General features: G+C 62.3%; 17 protein-coding genes. 6 read left to right on the top strand and 11 right to left on the bottom strand.

The window, feature by feature from the left end:
- The first annotated feature begins 8 nt into the window (after positions 1–8).
- The 3 genes from AC0L2D_RS16535 to AC0L2D_RS16525 all read left to right on the top strand — a co-directional run bounded on the left by AC0L2D_RS16535 (position 9) and on the right by AC0L2D_RS16525 (position 2,884).
- Positions 9–740: a LamB/YcsF family protein gene (locus tag AC0L2D_RS16535; protein WP_027163996.1), complete on the top strand. Its 732-nt coding sequence runs from the start codon at positions 9–11 to the stop codon at positions 738–740.
- Positions 741–836: 96 nt separating this feature from the next.
- Positions 837–2,219, top strand: coding sequence for an aspartate aminotransferase family protein (locus AC0L2D_RS16530; protein WP_473541559.1), 1,383 nt, complete (start codon positions 837–839; stop codon positions 2,217–2,219).
- Positions 2,216–2,884 (top strand): nuclear transport factor 2 family protein, encoded by a 669-nt coding sequence (locus AC0L2D_RS16525; RefSeq protein WP_013533161.1) that lies wholly within the window; start codon positions 2,216–2,218, stop codon positions 2,882–2,884. The genes AC0L2D_RS16530 and AC0L2D_RS16525 overlap by 4 nt, the downstream gene beginning before the upstream one ends.
- Before the next feature lie 114 nt (positions 2,885–2,998).
- Here the strand turns inward: AC0L2D_RS16525 and AC0L2D_RS16520 are convergent, their stop codons facing one another.
- From AC0L2D_RS16520 to AC0L2D_RS16475, 10 genes are all read right to left on the bottom strand, one after another.
- On the bottom strand, positions 2,999–4,192 hold the full coding sequence (locus AC0L2D_RS16520) for an ABC transporter substrate-binding protein (RefSeq protein ID WP_013533160.1): 1,194 nt from the start codon (positions 4,190–4,192) through the stop codon (positions 2,999–3,001).
- A 42-nt stretch (positions 4,193–4,234) separates the two neighbouring features.
- Complete coding sequence (locus AC0L2D_RS16515) at positions 4,235–5,326, bottom strand: branched-chain amino acid ABC transporter permease (RefSeq protein WP_013533159.1); 1,092 nt, start codon at positions 5,324–5,326, stop codon at positions 4,235–4,237.
- Positions 5,327–5,330: 4 nt separating this feature from the next.
- Positions 5,331–6,236 (bottom strand): branched-chain amino acid ABC transporter permease, encoded by a 906-nt coding sequence (locus tag AC0L2D_RS16510; RefSeq protein WP_013533158.1) that lies wholly within the window; start codon positions 6,234–6,236, stop codon positions 5,331–5,333.
- Between the two features lies 1 nt (position 6,237).
- The gene (locus AC0L2D_RS16505) at positions 6,238–6,972 is read right to left on the bottom strand and encodes an ABC transporter ATP-binding protein (protein ID WP_013533157.1); all 735 of its coding nucleotides are present in this window, start codon (positions 6,970–6,972) and stop codon (positions 6,238–6,240) included.
- Positions 6,969–7,721, bottom strand: coding sequence for an ABC transporter ATP-binding protein (locus AC0L2D_RS16500; protein ID WP_013533156.1), 753 nt, complete (start codon positions 7,719–7,721; stop codon positions 6,969–6,971). The genes AC0L2D_RS16505 and AC0L2D_RS16500 overlap by 4 nt, the downstream gene beginning before the upstream one ends.
- A gap of 247 nt (positions 7,722–7,968) precedes the next feature.
- Positions 7,969–8,940, bottom strand: coding sequence for a 5-oxoprolinase subunit C family protein (locus tag AC0L2D_RS16495; protein ID WP_063167471.1), 972 nt, complete (start codon positions 8,938–8,940; stop codon positions 7,969–7,971).
- Positions 8,930–9,805 (bottom strand): 5-oxoprolinase subunit B family protein, encoded by an 876-nt coding sequence (locus tag AC0L2D_RS16490; RefSeq protein WP_473541558.1) that lies wholly within the window; start codon positions 9,803–9,805, stop codon positions 8,930–8,932. Before AC0L2D_RS16490 ends, AC0L2D_RS16495 begins: the two co-directional genes overlap by 11 nt.
- A gap of 9 nt (positions 9,806–9,814) precedes the next feature.
- Positions 9,815–11,179, bottom strand: coding sequence for an acetyl-CoA carboxylase biotin carboxylase subunit (locus AC0L2D_RS16485; RefSeq protein WP_473541557.1), 1,365 nt, complete (start codon positions 11,177–11,179; stop codon positions 9,815–9,817).
- The gene (locus AC0L2D_RS16480; protein WP_013533152.1) at positions 11,179–11,412 is read right to left on the bottom strand and encodes an acetyl-CoA carboxylase; all 234 of its coding nucleotides are present in this window, start codon (positions 11,410–11,412) and stop codon (positions 11,179–11,181) included. Before AC0L2D_RS16480 ends, AC0L2D_RS16485 begins: the two co-directional genes overlap by 1 nt.
- 66 nt (positions 11,413–11,478) lie before the next feature.
- Complete coding sequence (locus tag AC0L2D_RS16475) at positions 11,479–12,201, bottom strand: LamB/YcsF family protein (protein ID WP_013533151.1); 723 nt, start codon at positions 12,199–12,201, stop codon at positions 11,479–11,481.
- Between the two features lie 135 nt (positions 12,202–12,336).
- On the opposite strand from AC0L2D_RS16475, the gene AC0L2D_RS16470 reads away from it, so the two are divergent.
- Together AC0L2D_RS16470 and AC0L2D_RS16465 are read left to right on the top strand one after the other, a co-directional pair.
- The gene (locus tag AC0L2D_RS16470) at positions 12,337–13,242 is read left to right on the top strand and encodes a LysR family transcriptional regulator (protein WP_013533150.1); all 906 of its coding nucleotides are present in this window, start codon (positions 12,337–12,339) and stop codon (positions 13,240–13,242) included.
- Positions 13,243–13,316: 74 nt separating this feature from the next.
- The gene (locus AC0L2D_RS16465) at positions 13,317–13,484 is read left to right on the top strand and encodes a hypothetical protein (RefSeq protein WP_473541556.1); all 168 of its coding nucleotides are present in this window, start codon (positions 13,317–13,319) and stop codon (positions 13,482–13,484) included.
- Here the strand turns inward: AC0L2D_RS16465 and AC0L2D_RS16460 are convergent.
- On the bottom strand, positions 13,468–14,208 hold the full coding sequence (locus AC0L2D_RS16460) for an NADPH-dependent F420 reductase (protein WP_473541555.1): 741 nt from the start codon (positions 14,206–14,208) through the stop codon (positions 13,468–13,470). The genes AC0L2D_RS16465 and AC0L2D_RS16460 overlap by 17 nt on opposite strands.
- Before the next feature lie 353 nt (positions 14,209–14,561).
- Here AC0L2D_RS16460 and AC0L2D_RS16455 point away from each other — a divergent pair, with 353 nt between their 5' ends.
- On the top strand, positions 14,562–15,161 hold the full coding sequence (locus AC0L2D_RS16455) for a TetR/AcrR family transcriptional regulator (protein ID WP_013533147.1): 600 nt from the start codon (positions 14,562–14,564) through the stop codon (positions 15,159–15,161).
- Positions 15,162–15,208 lie beyond the last annotated feature (47 nt).

Raw genomic sequence — 15,208 nt, 5'->3', positions numbered from 1 at the left:
AGTAAACCATGGTCACCCTGAACTGCGACATGGGCGAAAGCTACGGCAACTGGCGCTTCGGTGACGATGCCGGCATCATGCCTCATATCGATTGCGCCAACATCGCCTGCGGCTTCCACGCCTCCGATCCATGGACGATGCTGAAGACCGTGCGGCTCGCCCTTTCGCATGGCAAGCGGGTCGGCGCGCATCCCTCCCTTCCCGATCGTGAGGGGTTCGGCCGGCGCGAAATGAGACTTCAGCCGGAGGAACTGACAGCTGCCTTCCTCTATCAAATCGGTGCTCTGACAGGGATGCTGGCCGCCGAGGGCGGGCAACTCAGCCATGTCAAGCCGCATGGCATCATTTACGGCATGGCCGCGCACGACGTCGACACTGCCCGGGCAATTGCCGCGGCGGTCAAGCCGTTCGGCGTCCCTCTCTTCGGCATGGCGGGAACCTGTCACGAGACGGCGGCAGCCGAACTCGGCGTTGCCTTCGTGGGCGAGTTCTTTCCCGATCTTGCCTACGCTCCCGGCGGCAGCCTGATCATCCCGCGCGTCCAGTCGGCCATCGACCTGACGCTTGCCGAGCACCGAATGATGGGGGCGCTTACCCGACGCGAACTCGTCACGACAGACGGCACGATCCGCCCGGTCGACTTCGACACCGTCTGCATCCACTCCGATCCGCCGAATGCGCGCGACGTCGCTGCGCTGATGCGGCGGATCATCGACACTCATTCCAACGGCCTGCCATGATTCATTCTTCCGAATCGTGAAAGCTCCACGCAAGGGACTCGAGGACTATCTCGAACTCACTGCCCGAACCATTTCTCCAAGCCGCTGAGGACTTCCATGGATGCGCTTTCCAACTCTCTCGCCGCCGCCGACATCGCCACCACCATGCACCCCTACACCAACCTGCGTCAGCACGAAGAAACCGGGCCGCTGATCATCAGCCGCGGCGACGGCATCCGTGTGTATGACGAACGCGGCAAGGAATACATCGAAGGGCTGGCCGGGCTCTGGTCGGTGGGCGTCGGCTTTTCGGAAAAGCGGTTGGCCGACGCTGCCTATCAGCAAATGCTGAAGCTGCCCTACTACCACACCTTCTCCTCCAAGGCGCATGAGCCATCCATCCGGCTCGCGGAGAAACTCGTGGAGATGACGCCGGAAAACCTGACGCGTGTCTTCTTCACGTCGTCGGGCTCGGAAGCCAACGACACCATCGTCAAGATGATGTGGTTCATGAACAACGCGCTGGGCCGGCCAAAAAAGAAGAAATTCCTGGCACGGACCAAGGGCTATCACGGCATCACCGTCGCCTCCGGCAGCCTGACAGGCTTGCCGGTCAACCATCGGGACTTCGATCTGCCGGTCATTCCCGTTCGCCACCTGACCTGCCCGCACTTCTATCGCTTCGGCATGGCAGGCGAAGACGAAGCCGCCTTCACGGCGCGCCTGCTCGCCGAGCTGGAAGCGGTGATCGCGGAAGAAGGGGCCGACACCATCGCAGCCTTCATAGGAGAGCCGCTCATGGCAGCCGGCGGCGTTCTGCCACCGCCGGTCGGGTACTGGGAAGGCGTGGAGAAAATCTGCCGGGCAAATGATATCATTCTAGTAGCGGACGAGGTGATCTGTGGTTTCGGGCGGCTTGGTACGCCCTTCGGCGCTCAGAAATACGGCTTCACGCCTGATATCATGACGGTCTCCAAGCAAATCACGTCGTCTTATATGCCGCTTGCCGCCGTCATTTTCTCCGATGCGATCTATCAGGCGATCGCCGACAACACCGCCACGATCGGCAATTTCGGCCACGGCTTCACGGCGTCAGGTCATCCGGTCGCGACGGCAGTGGGTCTCGAAAACCTGGCCATCTTCGAGGAGCGGGACCTGATCGGAAACGCGGCCCGCCTCGAGACGTCGTTCCAGGCCGGCATCCGCTCATTTGCCGATCACCCGCTTGTCGGCGAAGCGCGGGGCACCGGTCTTATCGGCGCCGTTGAGCTGGTGGCAGACAAGGCGACGAAACGCCCCTTCGCCAAGGTTGGGCGCGCAGGGGGTATCGCAGCAGGGATCGGCCACGAGGAAGGCCTCATCTTCCGCGCCATCGGCGATCAGCTCGCGCTCTGCCCGCCGATGATCTCGACAGAAGACGATGTGAAAGAAATCATGACGCGCATGGGCCGGACGCTTGAGCGCCTGACCGGTGCGGTTGCCAAGGAGGGACTCGAATGACCCGCATGAAAGCCGAACCGGTCGTCCATATCGACGACGAACGCTTTCGGGTCACCGAATGGCGCTTTGCCACCGGGGCCGAGACCGGCTGGCACATCCACGGACATGACTACGTCATCGTGCCGCTTACGGACGGCAAGCTCGGTCTCGAAGGTCCGGACGGCGCGCAGGCGCAAGCCGCTCTCACCCAAGGGGTGCCCTATTCGCGGCGGACGGGTGTGGCCCATAACGTCATCAATGCCGGCGATGCGCCGCTGGCCTTCCTGGAGGTCGAGGTCGTTGAGGCCGGCGACCTCGCAGCCAGGCGGCTCGCCGTGCTCGACCGGTTCCTCGCAGCCTGGAACGCCCGCGACGTGGGCGCGCTGATGGACTGCATGGCTGAGAATTGCGCTTTCCACGGCTCGGCTGGACCCGATGCCGAAGGGCGCAAGCATATGGGGCGTGACGCCGTGCGCGCCGCCTATGCAGCGCTGTTCGATGCTTTCCCGAAGGCCGCGTGGACCAGGGGACGGCACGTCGTGACGGGCGACACCGGGCTTTCATCATGGCGCTTCGTCGGCACCACGGCAGCGGGGCAGCAAATCGAAGTCGACGGCTGCGATATCTTCGCTTTCTCGGGGGAGCTCATAGCGCTCAAGGATTCCTACCGCAAAGCGCGAGGGTAGCGAAAATCTGAATTCATCGGGCGACGAGGGCGGTCCAAGCGGGCCGCCCTCGTTTTTTGTCCAAAGGCAAGATCCTCAAAAGATGAAAGGGCCGGGCTTACCCGGCCCATCTTCTTACTTGAGCAAGGCTTCCATCGGTACCGGCTCGGAAATCGTCCAGTTGCCTACAACACCCGGCTTGCCGGCCTTGGTCTCGACGATCAGGTACCGCGTCTGGTTCTGGTGATGCAGTTCCGGCGTGAAGGTACGAGGCCCGAACAGCGTCGGCTCGTTCTTCATCTTCTCCAGTTCCGCGACGACGGCGTCGGCATCGGTCGTGCCTGCACGCTCCACCGCCTTGGCCCAGACGTCGACCATGACGTAACCCGGAAAGACATACTGGCTCGAGGGATCGGCGCCTGTCTTCGCCTTGTAGGTGGCATTGAACTTCAGCACTTCCGGATTGGGATCGTCGCCATAGATCGATCCCTGAACGGGGACGTAGAAGTTCGTCAGATCGGGCACAGCGGATAGCCAATAGCTACCGTCGACGCCCGAGCCATTCAGGATCATGGAGTTGATGCCCGCGGCACGAAGCTGCTTGATGGCCGAGACAGCGCCCGGCATCATTGTGCAAAGCATGATCGCATCCGGCTCCTTCGGCAGAGACTTGATGCGAGTGATCTGCGCGGCGATGGAGGCGTCCTCGTTCTTGAAGGTGTCTTCACCGACAAGCTTCGCGCCTTGGGCTTCGAGCTTCGGCATCATCCAGTCGAAGCCGTCGCAGATGCCCTTGTTGTAGGCCGTCCAGGTATCGAGCAGACGGTAGAAGTCCTTTGCGCCTTTTTCCTTGAATGCCCACTCGGCCATGGTCGCGCCCTGCACGGGCGCCAGCACCGACGCGGAGAAGCTGTGCGGGCCGACACCCTGGATACCGGCCTTGACCGATTCCGCGCACAGGAAGAAGGAGATACGGCCCGCGTCCTCGGCCGCGAGCGCAGCCGGCGATCCGAAGTCGTAGTCGCACGAGACGACCACGAGATCCGCGCCCTGGTCGAGCACGGAGAGGCCCGCCTTGGCGCCTTCGGCCCGGTCGGACTTGGTGTCGGCCTTGACGACCTTGATCTGCTTTCCAAGCAGACCGCCAGCCGCATTGATCTCGTCGATGCGGATCAAGGCCGCCTCCTGCGCAGGCTTGTCATAGGCTTCCATGAAGCCCGACTCCGCAGTGGCGAAGCCGATGACGATGGTCTTGTCATCGGCCAGGGCCGGGTATGCGATGGACATCGAGGCCAGAGCGGTTGCGACAATTCTCATTTTGTATGTCATGCACGTCTCCTTTTTGTTTTCCGGTCGGGCTTGTGCCGCCGGTCACTTGTTGCGACTGCTGCGGGGTAAGGTGATCTCGCGGTTGCCCATGAGTCCGGATGGGCGAAGCGCGAGGATCACGATCATGATGACGCCGAGGGCTATTTCCTGAACCCCTTTCGGGAGGGCGAAAGTGGACTCGCCGAGCGATACGCCTGCCTCCAGCCAGCGCAGCGCCTGGATGAGGGCGGACAGCAGGACGACACCCACCACACCCCCCGACAGGCTGCCCATGCCGCCGACAACGAGCATGGAAAGGGTGATGAAGGTGAGACCGAGATAGAATGTGTCGGGTGTGACCACGCCGATGGAATGAGCCATGAGCGCACCGCCCAGCCCCATCACCGCGCCTGATATGACGAATGCCACCAATCTTTCCCTGGGAATGTCGATACCGGAAGCCGCGGCGGCGGTGGGCTCGTCGCGGGCAGCACGAAGGGCCAGGCCGGACCGGGAGATCGCGTGCGCCCAGGCGATGAAGATCGCGACCACGGCGCCGATGAGATACGGCCAGATCACGCGTACGATCGGAATGCCGACGACCGATGAGGTCGCTCCGGTCACGCTCTCCCAGTTGGAATAAATTGTGTTGATCATGGCGAGCATCGCGAAGGTCGCGATCGAAGCCGCGATGCCCGATAATCGCATCAGCACCCGCCCGAAGATGAGAGCGGCGAGGGCGGCGAACAATGCTGCCAGCGTAGCCGATTGCCAGTACGGCAATCGGGTCGCCAGCAGCCATTCGGGCAGTCCCGGCAGCGAACCGCGTTTCATCATCGGATTGATGGTGAGCCACGCGGCCGCGTAGGCGCCAAGGCAGGTGAAGCCGATATGCCCGAAGCTGAGAACGCCCGAATTCCCGATAAAGATGTATAGGCCCACGACGAGGATGACACGGACGAATACGTCGATCACCGTCTGGTTGAAGGGCCGCGATCCGGTCATCACCGTGATCAGCGCGATGGCCAGCAGCAGCAGAGAAAGCAGGACCGGTGTCAGGATTGTGCGGCGGGCAAGCGCGAAGCGGGCGGGCTTTCGCTCGGCAGCCGGGGCACCGGCAGCGGTAGAGTTGGTGAGGGAGGCGGCGACACCCATGAAATCAGATCCTTTCCTTGGTGCCGCGCGCGGCAATAAGACCCTGTGGGCGGAAGAGGAGGACGAGGATGACCGCTCCATAGACAAAGGCATCGCGGAATGGCCGGGCGTCGATGGGCAGCATGACTTGCATGATCACCGAGGCGGCACCCAGCAGGAAGCCGGCGAGCACGGCTCCCCCGAGGCTGCCGAGGCCGCCAATGACGGTGGCGATGAAGGCCATCAACATGATCGAGGCGCCCATCTGGATGTCCAGCGTGCCTGTCTGGGCGCCAAAGATCAGTGCAATGGCGGCGGCCAACGCGCCGGAGAGGGCGAACGCGCCCATGATAACCCGGTTCGCACGCACACCCAGCATTCGGGCCATCGAGAAGTTCTCGGCCGCCGCCCGCATCTCCAGGCCGAAGCGGGTTTGACGCAGGAACAGTGTCAGGCCGATCAGGATGACCATCGTGGCCACGATCGTTATGAGCTGGAGGAGGGGAAGCCTGGCACCAAGGATCTCCACCGGCTGGGACAGTTCGGGCAGCAGCGAGATCGATTTCGGCCGACTGGAGAAAAGCATGAGCAGGAAGTAGCGAATGACGAAACCGAGCGCGAAGGAGGCGATCATCATGGTTGCCGGATTTGCCTGACGGAACCGCCTGAAGACGACGATTTCGCACAGCACCGACAGCCCGGCCCCGCAGAGGAGCACGAATGGCAACAGCAGGTACCACGGCAATTGGCCGGCGAAGACGATGGCCATTGCGTCCGTAGACGGCCATAACAGGGCGAAGACGCAGAAGGCGATGACGTCGCCATGCGCGAAGTTCACGAGCCGCATGACGCCGAAGATGAGGGCAATGCCGAGCGCCCCGAGCGCATAGAGCGAACCAAGCGAGAGTGCGTCGAACAGGATCTGAAGCATCTCAATTGTCCTCGTAGCCGAAATAGGCAGCCTGGATCGCCTCGCCATTGCCGAGCGTCCGCGCGTCGCCATCGAGCACGATCTGTCCGCCACGCATCAGGATCATCCGCCCGCCCACCATCATCGCCCGGGCCGAGCTCTGCTCAACGATCAGGAGCGTGAGCTGGCGCTGCGCACGCAGCGCGATCAGCCGCTCGTAGACCTGGTCGTTGATGTTGGGGGCGAGGCCCAGTGAAGGCTCGTCGATGGCTACAAGCCGCGGATTGGTCATCAGCGCGCGGCCGATGACCAGCATTTGCTGCTGCCCGCCGGACAGCAATCCCGCCTGCCCGTGCCGCCTCTCTTTCAGCATCGGGAAGGTTGCGTAGACGGCTTCGAGTTCGTCGGCCGCTCGGCTGCGCCAGCCGCGTTCGCGGGCATGCATGCCGGTTCCGACCAGAAGGTTCTCTTCGGTCGTCAGCGAGCCGAAGACATCGCGCCCCTCCGGCACCATGGAGAATCCGAGCCGGGCGATGTTCTCCGGCGCCTGGCCGGTGATCTCATGACCTGCAAGGTCGATCCGGCCGCCCGCCACCGGCGTAACACCGGCGATCGCGCGCAGCAGCGAAGACTTCCCGGCTCCGTTCGGGCCGGTGATGAACAGGATTTCTCCCTCGTCCATGGAGAAGGAGACATTGCGGACCGCCGTGAGACGGCTGTAGCGGATGGTGATGTCGGAAAGGGCGAGCAGGCTCATTCCATCGCCTCCAGCACAGGCAGGTCGGTGTTCGCGGCCGTGCCCATATAGGCGTGGCGCACCTTCTCGCTGTCGCGGATCGCGGCAGGCGGTCCTTCCTCGATGATCGCTCCGGAATCGAGCACGACGATATGCTGGCAAAGGCCGAGCACCAGCCCGACATTGTGCTCGATGAGCAGGACACCACAGCCGAGATCGCTGGCGATGTGTCTTATCAGGGCGGAAAGCTCCCGCGCCTCCAGTGCGCTCATGCCAGCCGCGGGCTCGTCGAGCAGGATGTATGCGGGCCGTCCCATCAGGGCGCGGCCAATGGCGACGCGGCGCTCGTCCGTGTATGGCAACGTTCCGGCGATGCGGGTACCCAGCGCACCGATGCCTATCCAGTCGAGCATCGCTTCCGCTTCGGCGATGGCAGCGCGCCGGCTCATTCCCAGGCCAACGCCGGTCACTTCCAAATTGTCCAGCACAGGCAGGTCGCGGAAGAGCCGCCCACCCTGGAAGGTGCGGGCGATGCCGCGCCGCCGGACCTGATGCGGCTTGAGACCCGTGAGTGCTTCCCCGTCGAGCTTGATGGTGCCTTCCGTCGGTGCCTGGAAGCCGGTCAGCACGTTGACGAGCGTGGTCTTGCCAGCGCCATTCGGGCCGATGAGGCCACTGATGCGGCCGGGCGTAATTTGGAGGTCTACCGATGACAGGGCCTTCAGCCCCGCAAACGATACCGAGACGTTCTCCGCGCTCAGATGACTCATGGCCCTTTCCTTCTTTCTACCGACGGAAAGGCGCGAAGCATCCGGCCTTGCGGCCAGCCACGTTGCAAATGTCTTCCCCTGTCGGTTCCGGCGGTCTCTAGCGGACTGCTCGGGTGCCAAATTCACGCCGTTGCCCGGCGTCGTCTTGTCGTTTCGCGCACCGGATTTTGTCTTCCGCCACGCGCGGTCGGTTTTGGCCGGCCGATCTCCTCGCCTCCGGCTCCTCCGCCGGCATTCCCGGCTGACGTCAGCCGGCCAGATGCCCTTCAGCACGCGCCAGCGCGGCGCGCTGTTCGGTTCGCGCGGCAAGCGCGTCTTCCAGCGTCACCGGGACGAAGCGCGCCGGGGTGTGCGGCTGGAGCTGGGCGATAAGGTCCATGTCGGCCGATATCACCACGCCCAGCATCATGTACCCGCCACCCGAAACCGCGTCCCGGTGAAGAACGATCGGCTCCGTGCCACTCGGCACTTGGACAGATCCGTAGGGATAGCAGGCATCGACGATGTTCGAGGGGTCGGAGCCCGCACCGAAAGGCTGCTCGCGCTCGACGAATTCCAGCGGCGTTCCGCCGCGGAAGCGATAGCCGATGCGGTCGGCTTCGGGCGCGACCTTCCAGGTTTCCTCAAAGAACCGATTGCCGGCAGCCTCAGTGATCCGATGCCAGTATATGCCGGGAAGCATTCTGAGTTCCGCCGGGCTATTGCGCGCGCGGCGCAGATTTGCAGGCAGTGAAAGACCGGCTTTGCCGGAACCTTCGCCGAGGGGAAGCTCATCGCCCGCTTTCAGCGTGCGGCCCTGATGGCCGCCAAGCGCGCCCAGAATGTAAGTCGAGCGCGAACCGAGAACCACGGGTACGTCGATGCCGCCGGAGACGGCCAGATAAGCGCGCGCGCCGCCCTTGAGGAAGCCGAAAGAAAGCCGGTCACCGGCCTTCACCGGAAAACTTTCCCACGTCGACCGTTCCTCGCCATTGAGTTTGGGTGGGAGCTCTCCACCTGTGACGGCGACGACCGCGGATTGGGTGAATTCGAGTTCGGGACCCATGAAAGTGGCTTCGAGCACCGCGGCACCCGGATCGTTGCCGACAAGCAGGTTTGCGATGCGTGTCGCAAAGCGGTCCATGCCGCCGCCTTCTGGAATGCCGACATGATAGTGGCCGGGTCGGCCAAGGTCCTGCACGGAAGTGGAGAGGCCGGGAGAGATTACCTTAACGGCCATTGATAAGCTCCATCAGCTTTGCATTGGTGCCGTAAATGTCGCTGTTGAAATCCTTCAGGCTGAAGGTGCACTCGCGAACCGTCGGCTGCCACCGATTGGCTTCGATTTCCTCAAGCGTGGCGTCGTAGTCATCGCGGCCAATGGCCTTGAACTTGACGATATCGCCTGGCTTGAACAGGCACATGTCATCGGCGAGGTAGCGCACCTTCCTGGTCGGGTCGTAGATCGGGGCCGGGGTTATGCCATACATCTGGTAGCCGCCAGCGCCGCGTACCGAATAGATCGCTGCAAAGCAGCCGCCATGGCCAATGGTGAGCTTGGGAGTGTCGGTGCGTGGACGCAAGTATTTCGGCGCCTGAATCTGTTTCTTGCGCTCAACCATCTGGTACAGGAAGGGCAGTCCGGCGACGAAGCCGACCATCGATACGAACCAGGGCTGGCCGGAATAGGCCTCGATAAACTCTTCCACCGTGGCGTAGCCGTTGATGCGTGCCGAATATTCAAGATCGGTGGAGGAGGGGTCCTGATGGCGCTCGCGGAAGCGCAGGCAGGTTTCACGCGTCCATGGATCCTGGAAATAAACCGGCAGTTCGATGATCCGGGTCTTCAGCACCGGGTCCGACTTCGAGGCCGCCTCTTCCATCGACTTCAGTTCGCTGAGCAAATCCTGCGGCTTGACGATGTCGGGGTTGAAGCGATTCTGGAAGCTGGCGTTGGCTGGGCAGATCTCGGTGACGCCTCGGATGCCTGCCGTACGCACCGCATTGGTCATCGAAAGGCCGGTAAAGAAGGAGGTGAGCGACATTTCTTCGGACACCTCGCCGAAGATATGTTCGTCACCGCCGAAGTTGAATCGTATCGACATCGGTCCTCCTTAACCCGCCAATGCTGCGGCGTTTTCGATGAGCCAGCCTTCCAGCCAGCGGGTATGCACGTCTCCCGCCCGCATCGCCGGATCGGCGGCCAGCGCAAGAAACAGCGGCTTGGTGGTCTTGAGCCCGCCGATCTTCAACTCGTTGAGCGCGCGGATCAGGCGCACTATCGCCGCCTCGCGCGTCTCTGCATGCACGATCAGCTTGGCAAGCAGCGAGTCATAAAAGGGCGGCACCTGATAGCCTTGATAGAGCATCGAATCGAAGCGTACGCCCGGACCGCCGGGAATGCGAAGCTCGGCCACCTGCCCGGGGAATGGAGCGAACTCCTTCGCCGGGTCTTCGGCATTGAGCCGGACTTCGATCGCATGCCCTTTGACGGAGACATCGCTTTGCCGGATCCGCAGCTTCTCGCCGCCGGCGATGCGAAGCATCTCCGCAACGAGGTCGATGCCGGTGATCGCTTCGGTGACCGGGTGCTCGACCTGGATACGGGTGTTCATCTCGATGAAGTAAAAGCGGTCTGCTTCATCTTCGTAAAGATACTCTACCGTGCCGGCACCAGAGTATTTGACCGCCTTGGCCAAGGCGACCGCTGAAGCGCAGAGCTCTTCGCGCAGCCTGTCTGAAAGTGCGCGCGACGGCGCCTCCTCCCAAACCTTCTGGCGTCGCCGCTGCAGCGAGCACTCCCGCTCGTAGCAGTGGATGGCATCGCATCCGTCTGCCAGCACCTGCACCTCGATATGGCGGGCCTTGCCGATCACCTTTTCCATGTAGAGACCACCATCGCCAAAGGCGGCGAGGGCTTCTGCTTCGGCCTGAGGAAAGGCTTGTTCGAACTCTGCGAACGAGTTCGCGATGCGGATGCCCCGCCCGCCGCCGCCTGCCGCCGCCTTGATCATCACCGGAAAACCGGTTGCGGTCAGCACCTCGTGGCCAGCCTCGAGGCCCTCGACCCGGCCAGCCGAGCCTGGCACGACGGGGACACCTGCAGCGGCAGCGGCCGATCGCGCCGAGACCTTGTCTCCCATCATCCGGATCGCATCTCCCGACGGGCCGACGAAGACCAATGCAGCGCCTGTGACCGCGTCGGAAAACGCGGCATTCTCGGCAAGGAACCCATAGCCTGGATGAACACTGTCGCAACCGGTGTCGCGGGCAGCCTTCAGAATTGCTTCGACATTGAGATAGGACTTCTTTGCCGCTGGTGGGCCGATGTTGACCGCTTCGTCCGCAAGCTGGACGTGGAGCGACTCGGCGTCTGCGGCCGAATACACCGCCACGGTGACGATCCCCAGATCTTGCGCGGCCCGGATGATCCTGACCGCTATCTCGCCCCGGTTGGCAACCAGAAGCTTTTTCAGCATCAGTCGAGATCCGCAATAGGTGCGCCGGCCATGATGGGGTCCTCATTGTCGGCAATGAAGCGGATGTTCGTACCGGCCGTCTCGGCCCTCACTTCGTGGAACGACTTCATCACTTCGATGAGACCGATTACGTCTCCGGCGGACACCGCGTCGCCATCCGCCTTGTATGGCGGCTGGTCTGGCGAAGCGCTGCGATAAAAAGTGCCGGGAAGAGGTGAAAGAATCTGGGCCATAAAAAGCTCCGGAAAACTGCGGACAGACTAATCTGGAACCGCCCGCGCGGGCGGGTTCGGTCGAGTTCAGTGCCAGGGGGCGATTGCGGTGCGCACGGCCCGGGCTATTTCGATGGCGTTCGGCGTATCGGAATGCACGCAGATGGTTTCGCAGCGTACAGGGAAGAAACTGCCGTCCTCTGCCGTGCCCTCGCCCTCCCTGATGGCGCGTACGCACCGCTCGGCCATCTCTGCGGGGTCCTTGGCGTCATGAACGCGTGTCAAGATCAGCTTGCCGGAGGCATCGTAGTCGAGATCGGCATAGAACTCAGCGACAAATGGGATACCGCGCTCTTGATAGATCTTCTCATGCAGGGTGCCCGTCATGCCGAAGAGGGGTACGCCGAAAATCTCTGCCGCGTCGCACACGCCATGGGCTATTGCCTCCTGCTGCATGGCCATGAAGTAGAGGCTGCCATGCGGCTTGATGTGGTGGAGTTCCACACCCTCGGCCTTGAGGAAGCCGGCAAGCGCTCCCACCTGGTAAATGATGGTGTTCCTGACTTCTTCGCGGGTCATCCGCATCTCGCGCCGGCCGAAACCCTGAATGTCGGGCAAGCCTGGGTGGGCGCCGATCTTTACGCCACTCGCCTTGGCGCTGCGGACGGCGGCGTGCATGTGATCCGGATCGGAAGCGTGAAAACCACAGGCGACATTGGCAACGTCGATGATGGGCATCATGCCCATATCATCGCCAACCTTGTAGAGGCCAAAGCTTTCGCCCATGTCGCAGTTTAGCGTCACCGCCATCGCATTGTTACCCCTCGAAGCTGCCGTCTTTGCGGCGTTGCAGCATTTTTTGCGCATGCGAGGGCATTTGTGAAATAGTAGTTTATTGATTGTCATATCAAAAAAACAGATAATGGTTCTGGGCCAGGGCGCACCATGACCATCACCTTGAAACAGCTGGATTATTTTATCGCGACCGCCGAGAGCGGACAGGTCAGTCATGCCGCGGTGGAACTCAACATCTCGCAATCGGCGGTCACTGCGGCGATAAAGACGCTTGAGGCTGACCTGGGCGTACGGCTTTTGGAGCGTAACCACGCTGGCGTAAGACTGACGATGGAGGGCGCGCGGTTTCTTGAACATGCGCGTGTTATCACCGGGGCCGTCGCTGCCGCCGTCCGAAGCCCGTTGCGCGATAGGAAAGGCCTGGCGGGCAAGCTGCGGCTGGGCATGACCTACACGGTCGTCGGCTACTACATGTCGCGCCACTACGCGCGCTTTCGAAAGACCTATCCCGAGATCGAGGTCGAGGTGCTGGAACTGCCCCGAGACGCTCTCGAAAGCGGGTTGATGTGCGGGGACATCGACATGGCCGTGATGCTGGTGTCGAACCTGGAGCACACCAAGGAGTTGGCGCAGGAGGTCTTGATGCGGTCGAACCGCCGGCTCTGGCTTTCGGCTGATCATCACCTCCTCGCGCGGCAGGAGATCAGCCTCGCCGATGTGGCGGCGGAAGATTATGTCATGCTGACGGTTGACGAGGCACGCACGACGGCCGCCCGTTACTGGGATGCCGCGGGCCTTTCGCTCCGCGCCGTCCTTACCACCAGTTCGGTCGAGGCCGTGCGGTCGCTCGTGGCTGCCGGCATGGGGGTCACTGTCCTGTCCGACATGGTTTACCGCCCCTGGTCCTTGGAGGGGCAGCGCATCGAAGTGCGCGGGCTTGTCGAGCCCATCCCCACTATGGACGTTGGCCTTGCCTGGTCGCGTGACAGATCAATCGAACCGGCGGCTGCGGCCTTCCGGGCCTTTATGTCCGTAACCATGGGCGGCGGCGGCTAATCTCCTGCCGCCAGTCAGGCGCTATGGCTCAGGCTCGCTGGTTGAGCAGCGGAGCATGCCGCGCTCAGGAGCTGATGCCTCGCATCCTCAAGGGGGATTTCAAGGGGGATTTCACCTTTGTCGCAAATTACCTCGTCATCGTCGTCCCTCAGGTTGCTCCCGACAAACAGAAGGAATTCTTGGACAGTCTTATTGGTCACCTCGGACCGGAACCGGAGAAGTTTCTCATCGGCGGGCGGTGACTTCACGGTTGCGGGCTACGATCTGCTCGTGGCGGAGGGGAGGCGTCGCCTCGATGAAGCCCTTGATCAGCGCGTCGCGCATTCCGGGTGCGCGCGCCTTTTCCGCCGTGGACAGCGCATCCTGAAGATCAGGCAACGTCAGTTCCGTGCAGTAGGCGGGCGTGCCCGGTTGCTGGCGCCAGGAATTCGCGAGATCGCCGGCATCAAGTGCGTCGAAACCGGTCTCGTTCACCAGTTCGCGTGCGATCGCTTTGGCATGCACATCATCGCCTGCGACGGGGATCGCGATGCGTCCGGTCATTCCGGCCGCTGCGCCACTTTCTGCGAGCGTTTGGGCGAGGACTGCATTGAATGCCTTGACCACTGGCCGGCCGAGTTGTTCGCTGGACCACACGCTTTCCGGCTTGCCATCGTCAACCTCCGCGATATTCCCGTCGCGCATGGGATAATAATTGGAGGTGTCGATCACGACCACGTTGGCTGGTACATCGGCAAAGAGGCCGGCGACATCGGGGATCTTCGCAAATGGGATCGATAGAACGATCGCCTCGACATCCCTGGCTGCTTCGTGCGCGGCAACCGGGATCGCACCAACCTCCGTCGCTTTCTCGCCGATGTCCTCAGGCCCCTTCGAGCCCGCCAGCTTCACCGCGTGTCCGGCGGCTGACAGCTTTCGTGCAAGGGTGGTGCCGATATTTCCCGCGCCGATAATGCCGATCTTCATGCCGATTTCCTTCCAGATAATTGTGATTATGAGCTCAGCGCATGGTGCGCGGATCTATTCCGTATTGAGCGGACATCCAGAGGGTCGCGCAGGGCGGTGCTGCCGACGGAGCAGCCCGCCTCGAAACTCGTATAGCTCGCGGCATCTGCTGACGGCGCGCGCCAGGCGCCAGGCAGGTTGCGGTACCCGTTGCCCGGATGCATGCCGGTATCATCTGCCTGATCATCGTGTCCTCGTTTCGCTCGCTGATGCCGACCTGCTAGAATAGTCGACCGGGGGCTATATGGAGACTCTCTCCGATTCGGCTTTTAGATACGGAGAGTGTCTCCGGTATTCAAGGGTTCAAGGTCAGTATGTCGCAATTGTCGGTCGCGTCAGCCCTGCGCAGGGACGCGCAGCATAATCGGGCGCACATTCTCGAGGTGGCGCGACAAGCGTTCGGCAACGATAGTGTTGACGTTTCGATGGATTCTATTGCGAAGCTGGCGGGCGTGGGAGCAGGGACGCTCTACCGCCATTTTCCAAACAAAGACGCCCTGCTGGCTGCGCTGTTAGTTCTTCATTATGAAGGCCTCGAGCATCGTCGCGTTGAAATCGAAGCCGGGGAGAGCGATGCAGGCCGCGCACTCGAACTCTGGGTTGAAGCTCTCGGCGACTGGATGCTGGCTTATGAGGGCTTGCCTGAACCGTTACGGGCGGCTTGCCGAGTAGAATCCCCGCTGACGCCGACCTGCCATGCTGTCATCGCGACGACGGAGCGAATCCTGAAGGCTGCACAGGACGAAGGGCTTGCACGACGGACGATGACCGGGCGCGACATCTTTTTCGGGGCACTGGCGATCGCTTGGGCGAGCGGCGCAACGGCAGCGGGCGAAGACACCCGCAACGTGCTTCGCGACATTCTGAAGAACGGGTGGATGGAACCGAAAACAGCACCGGGCGGCCGACCTTAGTCTGCCTATCCGACTGCGCAGCCTCTCGAATTTAATCACGCCCGCCG

The sequence above is a fragment of the Mesorhizobium sp. WSM4833 genome (assembly GCF_055811095.1).
Note: the sequence above shows the minus strand (reverse complement) of the source record. Positions and strands in the feature narration are given on the sequence as shown.

Excerpts from the sequence above, each read along its gene's own strand:
- AC0L2D_RS16535 (WP_027163996.1), top strand. The coding sequence starts at position 9 with ATGGTCACCCTGAACTGCGACATGGGCGAAAGCTACGGCAACTGGCGC.
- AC0L2D_RS16530 (WP_473541559.1), top strand. The coding sequence starts at position 837 with ATGGATGCGCTTTCCAACTCTCTCGCCGCCGCCGACATCGCCACCACC.
- AC0L2D_RS16525 (WP_013533161.1), top strand. The coding sequence starts at position 2,216 with ATGACCCGCATGAAAGCCGAACCGGTCGTCCATATCGACGACGAACGC.
- AC0L2D_RS16520 (WP_013533160.1), bottom strand. The coding sequence starts at position 4,192 with ATGACATACAAAATGAGAATTGTCGCAACCGCTCTGGCCTCGATGTCC.
- AC0L2D_RS16515 (WP_013533159.1), bottom strand. The coding sequence starts at position 5,326 with ATGGGTGTCGCCGCCTCCCTCACCAACTCTACCGCTGCCGGTGCCCCG.
- AC0L2D_RS16510 (WP_013533158.1), bottom strand. The coding sequence starts at position 6,236 with ATGCTTCAGATCCTGTTCGACGCACTCTCGCTTGGTTCGCTCTATGCG.
- AC0L2D_RS16505 (WP_013533157.1), bottom strand. The coding sequence starts at position 6,972 with ATGAGCCTGCTCGCCCTTTCCGACATCACCATCCGCTACAGCCGTCTC.
- AC0L2D_RS16500 (WP_013533156.1), bottom strand. The coding sequence starts at position 7,721 with ATGAGTCATCTGAGCGCGGAGAACGTCTCGGTATCGTTTGCGGGGCTG.
- AC0L2D_RS16495 (WP_063167471.1), bottom strand. The coding sequence starts at position 8,940 with ATGGCCGTTAAGGTAATCTCTCCCGGCCTCTCCACTTCCGTGCAGGAC.
- AC0L2D_RS16490 (WP_473541558.1), bottom strand. The coding sequence starts at position 9,805 with ATGTCGATACGATTCAACTTCGGCGGTGACGAACATATCTTCGGCGAG.
- AC0L2D_RS16485 (WP_473541557.1), bottom strand. The coding sequence starts at position 11,179 with ATGCTGAAAAAGCTTCTGGTTGCCAACCGGGGCGAGATAGCGGTCAGG.
- AC0L2D_RS16480 (WP_013533152.1), bottom strand. The coding sequence starts at position 11,412 with ATGGCCCAGATTCTTTCACCTCTTCCCGGCACTTTTTATCGCAGCGCT.
- AC0L2D_RS16475 (WP_013533151.1), bottom strand. The coding sequence starts at position 12,201 with ATGGCGGTGACGCTAAACTGCGACATGGGCGAAAGCTTTGGCCTCTAC.
- AC0L2D_RS16470 (WP_013533150.1), top strand. The coding sequence starts at position 12,337 with ATGACCATCACCTTGAAACAGCTGGATTATTTTATCGCGACCGCCGAG.
- AC0L2D_RS16465 (WP_473541556.1), top strand. The coding sequence starts at position 13,317 with ATGCCTCGCATCCTCAAGGGGGATTTCAAGGGGGATTTCACCTTTGTC.
- AC0L2D_RS16460 (WP_473541555.1), bottom strand. The coding sequence starts at position 14,208 with ATGAAGATCGGCATTATCGGCGCGGGAAATATCGGCACCACCCTTGCA.
- AC0L2D_RS16455 (WP_013533147.1), top strand. The coding sequence starts at position 14,562 with ATGTCGCAATTGTCGGTCGCGTCAGCCCTGCGCAGGGACGCGCAGCAT.